We start from the raw sequence: 10619 nt of genomic DNA on the forward strand, positions 1-10619 counted from the left end.
GTAAACTCCTTGGTTGGGTACGCCAACATCTGTATTATATCCCTAAAATACACTCAAAATGCCAAAAAGCAACAAAAAAACGCTTTTTTTCTACTTGCAAACAAAAAAAACTTTATATTTATAACATGCTAGTAAAAATTTGGACCGACAGCTTTATCATCACGGGCGAAATCGATACGCTCCGCGACGAACGTCTCACAGACTACATCCGTGAAAACAAGGACTTTATTGCCGTCACGCAAGTGCGCGTGAGTGACAGGAGCGAAAAGGATCTGTTCCGTACGCACTTCTTGAATGTGAGCACCAGCCACATCGAGATTATCTTGCCAGCGGAATAATTTTGCTGATCGTTATATATAAAAAGACCGCCCAGGTGAAATGGACGGTCTAAATTTTTTTGTTTGTGCGATAGAGCCGGGCGGTCTTTGTGAGTAACAAACGCCTCGTATTAACGAGGCGTGGTTACGAGAGCGAGGGGATATCACATTCTTGTTGATGCGATAGAGCCGAGCGGTCTTATAGAAAGAACCAGGTGGCGTAAACGCCGGCTTTCAAACCGAAGCTAAGATAAGATGTTTCCGTCTTGACGCTGGAATTGGCGTTGGAGGAATTCGTTTCGGAGAAATTGTATTCCAAACCAAGGCCAGCCTTTCCCGAAAGTTCAAAGTTCTTGACGAGTTCTGCGTGAACGCCGAACATCAAGTTAATATTCAGGCTGCCCGAAGATAAAGTGGTTTTGGTCACCCCGTCGTTAGACAGGAGCTGTTCGCCGTTGCTGATGTAGGCGAGTTCTGCGCCCACGGAAGTCGGGAGCACCGGAGTGTCAAGGTAGTAGTCGATTCCTGCACCGATGCCGAATGCGGTGTAATCGTCGCCCATGTCCACTTCGACGCCGCCTGCTTCATAGGTGGTTTCACCGTGGTGGTTCAACAGCAAAATACCGGTAGCGGTCAACGTGCTGCTAATCTTATACTTGATGTGAATCTGTTGGAAACTGTCGGTGAGGCCCATACCGAGGCCCAGGAAAGCATCTCCAGAAGAGGACTTGGCTTTCTGTTCTGTTTTTGCAACTGGAGCGTCATCTTCTTCAATCGCCGGGGCTTCTTCGCGAGCCGGGGCTTCGTCTTCGTATTCATCTTCGTATTCATCGTCCTGTGCGTAGCTGTAAGAGCACAAGGCGAGTGCCGTTACCGCTGCAAGAAACATTTTTTTCATGTAGTACTCCTTAAATAGGTGATTTTAAAATTCACTAGGAATACTAATAAAAAAAGTCAAAAAGTGTTATAACTTTTGCGAAAGTTTTACCATTCCATCGCAATTTTCTTGATGAGGTAGCGGCGGGAACTTTCGTCGAGTTTTTTCGGATCGAATTTCACACCCATCAGCGCCGCGTAAATATTGAACGGGCTTGCGGTGGTTCCCATGTTGTTGCACTTGATTTTCAGGATGATGGCGCCGCCTGCAATCTGGATTCCCTGGATATGTTCGTTCAGGTTGATTTCCTGACCGCGGTGGTTGAGTACCACGGGGAGTGTCTTGCTCTCGAACTTTTCCATGATGCCTTCTGGCATTTTGTCGGGCGTGAACGAGTAGATCATCGCCGTCGGCATGTGCTTGCTGAGCTTTTCCTTGAGCGGCTCGATGTTCACGATTTCCATGCCGCGCGGGAACGGCCTTGAAAGCTCGGCCATAATCTTCGGCAAGTTTTCCTTGGAAATGTCGAGCGGCTGTAACAAGTCCACGCTGATGACTTCGCAGTAGGTCTCAAGACCGAGCGGGAGCGCGCCCATGTTCGAAATGCGCGGCTTCGGGCTGAATCCTTCGCTGAACTTGATGGGAATGCCTGCGCAAAGGAAGGTTCGCTCGAAGAAACTGAGCATGTTCTGGTGCGGCAGGAATCTGCTGAGGCCAGTTTTTTTGAAGGTAATCTTGTAGCTGTGGCAGCTCTTTTGCGTGGGGCGGCGTTCGGCGACAAGTTTCTTGATTTCTTCGGGCGTGCGGCTCGGGGCCTTGTGTCGCACCGGGTCGTTCGCGAGCTTGATTTCGGCGCCGAATCCGGGGATGCCGCATTTCTGGCAGTCGCCCCATTTGCAGTTGGGCACCGGTGCGGAATCTTCCTTGAAGGCCTTTTCCCATTCGCCGCGCAGGTACTGCTTGCTTGTGCCAGCGTGAATAAAATCCCAGGGGAATACTTCGTCTTTTTCACGTGTGCGGTACACCCAGCTGGTGTCGTAGCCGCATTCGTCCCAGACCTGCAACCACTTGTCAAAATCGAAACGGTAGGAATCGCTTTCGAAGGTAATGCCCTTCTTGTAAGCCGCGTAAATGACGGGGCCGAGCCTGCGGTCGCCGCGGCTGTAGATGGCTTCGAGGAAACTGGTTTCCCAACCGGCCCAGTTCACCTTCACGTTCGGGTGCCTAAAGAATCTTTCGCGCACGTAGCGGATGTGCTTGAGGGCGGTTTCCTTGTCCATGAAGGGCGCCCATTGGAGTCCCGTAAACGATTTCGGAATCAGGATGCCCATACTCACGGCAATCTGGCAGCCGCGCAGGTACTTGCGGCCAATCTTCACCAGGTTTTCGATTAAGTTGCAGAACGCTTCCATGTCCTGCTCATTTTCTGTCGGGAAACCGATCATTGTGTACAACTTAATTTTGTTGAACCCGCTACTGAAGGCGTGCTCGGCGGCGTTGTACATGTCCTGGTCGCTGATGGTCTTGTTGATCATCTTGCGGATTCGTTCGGAGCCTGTTTCGGGAGCGAAGGTCGCGCTGCGGCCGCCCTTGAGGGCTGAAATCTTCTGGGCGAGCGTTTCGCCGAAAGCGTTCACGCGAATGCTCGGAAGGCTCACGTCCACGGTGTCAAAGAACGGGTCGTCAATGATGGAGTCGGTCAGGCCTTCCACGGGCTTGTAGTCGGCGGTGGAAAGCGAAAGGAGTCCGAGCTCGCGTTCACCGGTCGCCTTGATGCCTGCCTTGGCGATATCCAAAACATCATCGGGGTCGAGTTCGCGGCAAGGTCTGTACCAGATTCCTGCCTGGCAGAACCTACAACCCTGGGCGCAACCGCGCATGACTTCCACGCTGAATCGGTTATGCACCAACTGCATGTTCGCAATCAGGTTCTTGATGGGGTAGTTCTTCGGGTCCATCACCGGAATGAACTGTCTGCGAACGCCGTTGGTATTCTGGTAGCTGCCCTTGGCGGGTTCAGCCGGAACGATGTCGCCAAATTCGTTGGTGATGACGGGACGTAGGCTCGGTACGTACACGCCGTCGATTTTAGACAAATTCTCTAGAATCTTTGCGCGGGGGAGTTTCGCCTTTCGGCCTTCGCCAACGCAACGCAAAAACTTCACAATCATGTCTTCGCCGTCGCCGATCATGAAGGCGTCAAAGAAGTCGGCAACCGGTTCGGGGTTTGCCATGGCGGGGCCGCCAGCCACAATAATCGGGTCTTCTTCGCGTCGGTCCTTCTGCCACACGGGAATGCGGGCGATGTCAAGTACGTAGGGGACGTTCGTAAAATTGAGCTCCGTCTGGAGCGTCATGCCGACCACTTCGAAATCACGCACGGGCGTGTAGCTTGCGTAGCTGTACAGCGGAATGTCGTACTTCTCCATTTCTTTCGCCATGTCGTCCCACGGCGCAAACGAAACTTCGCACAGCAGGTCGCTCTCGCGGTTGATCACATGGTACAGAATACGGATTCCGTTATTGCTCATGCCGATTTCGTACTTGTCGGGGAACACAAACGCCATGTTGCAAAGCATCTGGCTGTGGTCTTTGACGACACTGTTGGCTTCGCCGCCCATGTATCTAGCAGGGGATTCGACGGCAGGGAGAGCTAACGCAATTTTTTCAAGAATGGTCATAGGGCAAAATGTAGAAAATAGAGCCTTAAATAGGTTGAATAGCCAGTTCTGAGTTCCAAGTTACTAGAAAAGCTTGTGTAATCGGCATTTTGTAATAAAAAAATACTAGAAACTAGAATCAGTTTATTGCGCCGAAGGCGTCCTTTTAATTACATTTAAGAACATGAGCATGCTAACATATTTCTTCTGGCTGGTTACGTTTGTCGCGGGTGTCGTCGTCGCATTCTTTGTGCCCGAAACGACGGTCCCCATTGGTGGCAAGTTCGTCTTTATCGGGGCTTGGGGCGCGGTCCTTGGCCTGGTACTCTACAACGTGTGCAAGCGTAAGCTCGATATTGCCGAAGAGGACTTCAACGAAGCTCTCTATTCCATCAAGGACTCTAAGCTGTCCATGTCGTCTGGCCTTTCGACGCCGGACCCTGATCCTCTGGCCTCGTCGCCGGAACCCGAAGACATGCCTCTCCCGACTGGGGCAATCTCTTCGAAGGAAGCCCTTGCTAAAAAGGTGGATGAAATTTGCGTGAAGTTCCCTCTCGCAGCTTGGAAAAAGTATGCTCGCTGCCTCTTGAAGGATCGTCCGGTTCCCGAAGTAATCCAGGCTCTCCAGGATTTGCTTCCGCAGCTGTTCCCGAATGCCTCCGGTATCCTGTACATGTATGCCGGCACCCAGACCGATTTGCACAAGGTGCTTTCCTTCGGTGAAACGGTCATTAGCGACGATGTGATTCGCCCGGTTGAATGCGCAAGCTTCGATGCCGGCGATATCGTTATTACCGATTATTCGAACCCGAGCGTGAACGGCGGTTGCACGCACTTGCACCACCACCCGCACGGAATTTCGTTCTGCGCCCCGATCGAAGGTGTTGAAGAACATTTCGGTATTTTCTCTTTGCAGACCGACGCCCTGCCCGACAACGAAACCATGGATGACTGGCATGCCAAGGTGAGTGCGGTTTCTGCAACGTTTGGTCTTTATATTGCGACCCAAAACCTGAATGCCCGCTACAAGCAGCATAGCATTCGCGATGGCCTTACGGGCCTGTTCAATCGCCGCTATATGGAAGAATCCCTGATTCGCGAAGTTTCTGCGGCTACCCGCCACCGCTCGCCGATCGGTCTTGTCATGATTTACCCGGATTCCGTGGCCCAGATCCAGGAACAGCGCGGTCGTCATGCGGTCGAGCAGCTTTTGTGGGAATTGGGCCAGCGCCTGCCGGGCTATGTCCGTAACGAAGATATTCCGTGCCGCTACGAAGGCGACGTGTTCTGTGTGATTCTGCCGGGTGCAGACCTCAAGATTACGCGTGCCCGTGCCGAACGGATCCGAAACGAGATTTCCCAACTCAAGATTGCCTATGGCGAAAGCGTTCTCGAGACAACCCTCAGTATGGGCGTGGCGGTCATGCCGGCGCACGCTGGCGATGCCCGCGGACTCCTGCAGGCGGCAGGCGAATCGATGCAGATGGCAGTCCAGTCCGGCGGCAACCGTGTGATTCTTGCCGAGGCCCTGCCCCCCAAGAAATAAACGGGTAAACGTTTTTTTTGAATTAATTTGTCTGTAAAGTGAATTCTGCTTTGCAGGCTTTTTATTATAAGGCCCGATGTCCCCGGAATAGGCTAGAAATAAAAAAACTCAGTTAACTTGCGTTAACTGAGCTTTTTGGGGGTTAGGAGGAGAACAAAGAGTTCTTGAGCATTAAGATAGAATTTGGAGGGGAAAAGAGTAGGGCTTTTCGTTAGATGGTGTTGAAAAGCGTTGAGGATTCTTCAACATTCTCAATGATTCTCATTGGGCATATTTTCTTTTTTTTACTATTTTTAGGATATGAAAAAATTTTTAGCTCCCATCGTGCTGCTTGTCCTGGCATCCGCTTTGGCTGTGTACCTTTTGATGGATTTCTCCGGTTCGGGAAATTCCTTTGATGCCGAAGCTTACCTTGTAGCACGCTCTAAAATTGATTCGCTGGAACTTGAACTTTGGAATGCAAAAGCGAATCCGGACCTTCAGGTAAACATCCGTTTGCAGTTGGATTCTGCATGGGAAGAACTCTCCTCCATGCGTTCCGCTCCTGTGTCCGCCTCTGCGGAGGGGGCATCGGTCGAAGGTCAGTCCCACACGTCCGATATTGTCAAGTGGATCCTCGGTGGCGTTTTGGCTATCGCCGTCTGCGTTGTCGTTTTGGTGTTCGTTCTCAGAAAGCGTCAGGAAATCATTACCCGCCGTATGGAGGCTATCAAGGCCGAACGATTCAAGGAGCCCAAGGCCGTCCTCGACGATGCGACGATTCCGCCGCGCCCGCGCCGCGAAAAGCGTTCCATTATTGCGGACGCCGAAGCGTATGCCGCTCAAAAGCGTGAAACGCTCGCCCAGGAAGCCGCTGCAAAGCTGGCTCCCAAGCCCGAAGAAGAACCGAAGGTTGAATTCGAAGACGAAAATGGTGTCCCCGAAAACAAGATTTTGACGGGCATCCCCGACAACAAGCCGACTCTCAGACCTACGGCCAAGGAACGTATCACTTCTGCTATGCAGAATCTGTCTGACGTATTGCGCGCCCCTCGCGGCCTTTCTCGTGAACGCACCATGAAATTGCGAGCCCAGAGCCGCAACCTCACCGGCGACCCGAACCTCAAAAGCCCGCTCGAAATCACTCGCTTCGATCGCGAATCCAACGAAAAGACGAAGATTCTCCAGATGTCCCGCCGCGGGTTCCCCGCCTCGGCTATCGCCTCTAGCCTGAAGATTTCCCAGGAAAAGGTGGAAGCGGTCATCAAGGAAGCCATGGGCTAATGCGTTATCGTTTCCGCTGTGAATACCTGGGGTCGGCCTTTTACGGCTGGCAGGCCCAGAACGAGGGCGGAAAAACCAAGTTCGTTACAGTCCAGTCTGCGCTAGAACAGGCTTTTAGCGTCGCTCTTCGTACGCCAGTGCGCATAACCGGCTCTGGTCGTACCGATACGGGCGTGCATGCCCGCGGACAGTGCGTGCATTTTGATTTCGACGGCGAAATCGATTGCGCAAAAATTGTCCGCTCCATTAACGGACTTACCCAAAGGCTTATCCGCATTCGCGACCTTGAACCTTGTGCGCCGGATTTCCATTCTCGCTACGATGCCTTGTGCCGCTATTATCAATACACGATTTTTACGCGTCCGGTCGCCCTTATGCGCGACTTCGGTTGGGAGTGTGGCTCCTTGAATCTCGATCTTGAAGCCATGGAGCAAGAGGCCAGGTCCTTCCTCGGACATCACGATTTTATTGATTTCTGTATTCCCCGTAACGACGGCAAGCCCACAGATTGCATACTCACGGAATTTCGACTGGAACGCCTGAATGACTGGAGCTGCATGTTCCACATCAAGGGTAACCGGTTCTTGCACCGCCAAGTGAGGGCCATGGTCGGCACGCTGTTCGATGTCGGTCGCGGCAAGCTTCCGCTGGGAACCGTACAAACTATTTTTGAAAAAAAGTTTAAGGGCGAACGCACATGGGCGCCGCCCCAGGGGCTTGTACTTCAGAATGTGGTGTATAAGGACTACTAGCCCTTAATCGCATCGATCATGTCGCGCACGGCGCGGTCAATGCCAATCATTACAGCCTTGCTTACAATGCTATGGCCGACAATAATTTCGTCGATGCCTTCGATAGCGGCGATTGCGCCGACGTTTCTGTAGTTGAGTCCGCGACCGGCCTTCACCTTGAGACCGTATTTGCGGGCAAGGACCGTCATGTCTTCGAGTGCCGAAATTTCGCGTTCCACTTCTTCGTTGCTTCCGAGCGTGAAACTGGTAGCGTACTTGCCGGTATTGAATTCGACAAAGTCTGCGCCAATCTTCTTGGCGGCCTTGACCTGTTCGGTTTCGGCGTCAATGAACACGCCCACGGAAATGTCGTTGTTCTTGAGCGTCATGACTGGCTTCACGAGGTCGTTTGCCTTGGCGGCAACGTTCAGACCGTCTTCGGTCGAAAGTTCCGTATGGGTTTCGGGGACAAGCGTCACCGTGTCGGGCTGGTTGTTGATTGCCACCTGGAGCATTTCTTGCGTGGGGCTGATTTCCAAGTTCATCTTGGTCGTAACCGTGCGGCGCAAAAGCTGTACGTCGCGGTCCTGGATATGCTGCTTGTCTTCGCGCAAATGCATGGTGATACCCGCGGCGCCTGCGATTTCTGCAAGTACCGCCGCTGCAATCGGATCCGGTTCGCAAATCTTGCGGGCTTCACGGATGGTGGCGATATGATCAACGTTAAATCCAAGTTTTACGGTCATACAAGGCTCCTTGTCATTTCTTCATAAAAGTAGATAAATTTATTAGAGTGGTACCCTGGGCTTTCGCTTTTGCCGGCAAATCGTTCAATTTTTCGATAGAGCTCATGCTCAAGGGAAGAATCATCACGGCGAGGCCGTTGCGCTTTGCTTCCCTGATTTTTGCCTTGGAATAGTCGTCAAGCGAGCTGTTTTCCGGGTTGTAGGCCGTGGCGGTCTTGCATCTCATTCCGATTTCTTTGCAGGTTTGCATCACGATGGAACGCTTGTTCGCCGAAATATCCAAAAACCAAAGACCTCGGTCCTTGGCGGGTGTCAAAATGGCCTGCAAAAGTTGCTTGTGTTCTACGGCCTGCTCGCCATAACGCGAGACAATGCCCCTTGCTTCCGGGAACTTGGCATGTGCATCTCCAATCACGGTCTCGATTTGTTCTTCAGTGTGGTGGATGCGCAAGGGTCTTAATTTGTTGTGAGCCTTGTTCAGTTTGGTCGATTCAAGCGTGAGCCAAAGGGTTTCGCTCTTGTTGTTTATGTTGTCTAAATTCGCGTAGTCAGCTTCGCTTAAGCCGAATGGCGGAATCAGCAAGTCGTACGGGTAGTCGAGTTTCTTGAGTGCGACAATCAGTTCGGGCGTCAGGTTCGTCACCTGGAATGCGACTGCGAGTAACGAAGCCCCCGGCTTGAATTCGTTGCGGGAGACTTGAAGTTCTAGTTTGAGAGTGTCTCCCTTGTCGTTCAAAAGGTCGACCTTTGCGGCCTGGAAAATAGAAGGGTCCAGATTGTAGAGTTCTTCCATGTAAAGAATCTTGCCCCCATTCTTTTCGGCAAAACGCTTAACCTGCAGCAAATACATGATGACCGTTTCTCCGCCACCCATTGTCCAAATGTGGCGCTTTTTACGCTTGGAGTAGCTGACCTGCAGCGGCGACAAGGCTGCGTCCATTTTTTCTTCAAACGGACGGGTGTCCTTTTCTACAGCCTGTTCAGCAGTAGATTCCTTTTGGCCGAGTAGCCCTTGTATCTTTGTCTTGTATAGTTCTGGAAGTTTCGGAAGTAAGAATATGAACCCTCCGATTAAAATCACTAAAACAATAATTATGGCAAGAATGTGCTTCATTTTTCCCATGGTAGGTGCTAATATAACTAAATTGCCGGTATGCCCATTGTGTTTGCCTTGGTCGGAGCGACCGGAATCGGAAAATCGGAATTGTCCCTGCGACTTGCGGAATCGTTTAATGCCGAAATCATCGGTGTCGATTCCAGGCAGGTGTACAAAGGCTTTTCCATAGGCACGGCGCAGCCGGACGAGGCTAGCCTTAAGCGCGTCAAGCATCACTTGGTCGATTTTCTGCCTCCTACCGAAACATTTTCGGCGGGGGAGTTCTGCCGCCAGGTAAAAAATTTGCTGGACGAAAATCCCGACAAGAAGTACATCTTGGTCGGCGGTACAGGTCTTTACGTACAAAGTCTTCTACTCGGTTTGCCGAACATTCCTGCCGTTCCCCCGACAGTCCGTCAAAAGTTCGAGAATATGGCCGCAAGCGAAGGTTCTGCTAGTTTGTATAAAATGGCTTGCGAGGTGGACCCGGAATCGGCTGCGAATGTGGATCCGAATAATGCGCAACGCCTTGTGCGGATTCTTGAAGTCTTTGAGGCGACAGGACGCCCTTTATCTGGTTATCAGAAAGAACGTGAAGGCGGAATTGGGGCGGTGCCTGTTTTTTGGTTGCAGCGAGAGAGGGATGTATTGTACAAACGAATCGATTCCCGCATCAACCAGATGATTAAGGACGGCTGGGTCGAAGAAGCTCGCGAACTTTCTAAAGTGGTGCCGCTTAGCGCTCCGGCATGGCAAAGTTTGGGCTACCGCGAGCTCTTGCAGGCGCAAAGTGCCTCCGAAATGGCGCAAGTTATCGAAGAAGTCAAGAAAAAGACCCGCAATTATGCCAAAAGACAGCTCACCTGGTTCCGCGGCCAGATGGATAGCACTTCTATTGATATGGAAAATGGCCCTTTTGAGGCGATTTTGTCCAATCTTTCAAAAAACGCTTAAAGAAAGTTGTGAATAGTTTGTGAATTCTCGGGTAACTCCCTGCGCAAGAGTCGTGTTATTCCCGTTTTTTGCGAAAATAAGAAAAAAATGCGAATTTTTCTGCAAAAACACCCTTGCAAATGTTTCTGAAAATTCTATAATTGGCGTCGTTCCTGAGAGGGACGGCCGAAAACGAAACGCTAAACGCGAAGAACCAAGTAAGCCGCGATCAAGGGACAGCAACCCGAGAGGTTGTTGAGTAGATTGAAGGAATCGGAGATGTGCTTAGTGACGGGTCCAAGAGATTTCTTGGAATAGTCAAGATACGAACGTGATTAACGGGACCAAGACTTTAAAAAATTAATGAAGAGTTTGATCCTGGCTCAGAACGAACGCTGGTGGCGTGTCTTATACATGCAAGTCGAGCGGTGCAGCAATGCATAGCGGCGA

The 10619-nt window shown here is 51.4% G+C and carries 9 protein-coding genes and 1 rRNA gene; 6 read left to right on the forward strand and 4 right to left on the reverse strand.

Annotation, left to right across the window (positions count from 1 at the left end):
* The first annotated feature begins 125 nt into the window (after positions 1–125).
* Complete coding sequence (locus BUC02_RS05620; protein WP_073319741.1) at positions 126–338, forward strand: DUF6812 domain-containing protein; 213 nt, start codon at positions 126–128, stop codon at positions 336–338.
* Between the two features lie 178 nt (positions 339–516).
* Here BUC02_RS05620 and BUC02_RS05625 read toward each other — a convergent pair whose 3' ends face one another.
* Entirely contained in the window at positions 517–1215 is a 699-nt protein-coding gene (locus tag BUC02_RS05625) for an outer membrane beta-barrel protein (protein ID WP_073319744.1), read from the reverse strand.
* An 86-nt stretch (positions 1216–1301) separates the two neighbouring features.
* Entirely contained in the window at positions 1302–3875 is a 2574-nt protein-coding gene (locus BUC02_RS05630; RefSeq protein WP_073319747.1) for a TIGR03960 family B12-binding radical SAM protein, read from the reverse strand.
* A gap of 163 nt (positions 3876–4038) precedes the next feature.
* Here BUC02_RS05630 and BUC02_RS05635 point away from each other — a divergent pair, with 163 nt between their 5' ends.
* The 3 genes from BUC02_RS05635 (at position 4039) to truA (ending at position 7415) form a co-directional block, all read left to right on the forward strand.
* A complete protein-coding gene (locus BUC02_RS05635) occupies positions 4039–5400 on the forward strand; it encodes a GGDEF domain-containing protein (RefSeq protein WP_073319750.1) in 1362 nt (453 codons plus the stop codon).
* Positions 5401–5700: 300 nt separating this feature from the next.
* Entirely contained in the window at positions 5701–6663 is a 963-nt protein-coding gene (locus tag BUC02_RS05640) for a hypothetical protein (RefSeq protein WP_073319753.1), read from the forward strand.
* Positions 6663–7415: a tRNA pseudouridine(38-40) synthase TruA gene (gene truA, locus BUC02_RS05645; RefSeq protein WP_073319755.1), complete on the forward strand. Its 753-nt coding sequence runs from the start codon at positions 6663–6665 to the stop codon at positions 7413–7415. The genes BUC02_RS05640 and truA overlap by 1 nt, the downstream gene beginning before the upstream one ends.
* Here the strand turns inward: truA and BUC02_RS05650 are convergent.
* Positions 7412–8140 (reverse strand): pyridoxine 5'-phosphate synthase, encoded by a 729-nt coding sequence (locus tag BUC02_RS05650; protein WP_073319758.1) that lies wholly within the window; start codon positions 8138–8140, stop codon positions 7412–7414. The two genes, truA and BUC02_RS05650, sit on opposite strands and share 4 nt — an antisense overlap.
* A 13-nt stretch (positions 8141–8153) precedes the next feature.
* Entirely contained in the window at positions 8154–9263 is a 1110-nt protein-coding gene (locus BUC02_RS05655; protein ID WP_073319760.1) for a divergent polysaccharide deacetylase family protein, read from the reverse strand.
* 30 nt (positions 9264–9293) lie between these two features.
* Between BUC02_RS05655 and miaA the strand changes: the two genes are divergently transcribed.
* The gene (gene miaA, locus BUC02_RS05660) at positions 9294–10190 is read left to right on the forward strand and encodes a tRNA (adenosine(37)-N6)-dimethylallyltransferase MiaA (protein ID WP_073319765.1); all 897 of its coding nucleotides are present in this window, start codon (positions 9294–9296) and stop codon (positions 10188–10190) included.
* A gap of 339 nt (positions 10191–10529) precedes the next feature.
* Positions 10530–10619 (forward strand): 16S ribosomal RNA (locus tag BUC02_RS05665); the annotation flags it as partial.

The sequence above is a fragment of the Fibrobacter sp. UWOV1 genome (assembly GCF_900142495.1).
Taxonomy (GTDB): domain Bacteria; phylum Fibrobacterota; class Fibrobacteria; order Fibrobacterales; family Fibrobacteraceae; genus Fibrobacter.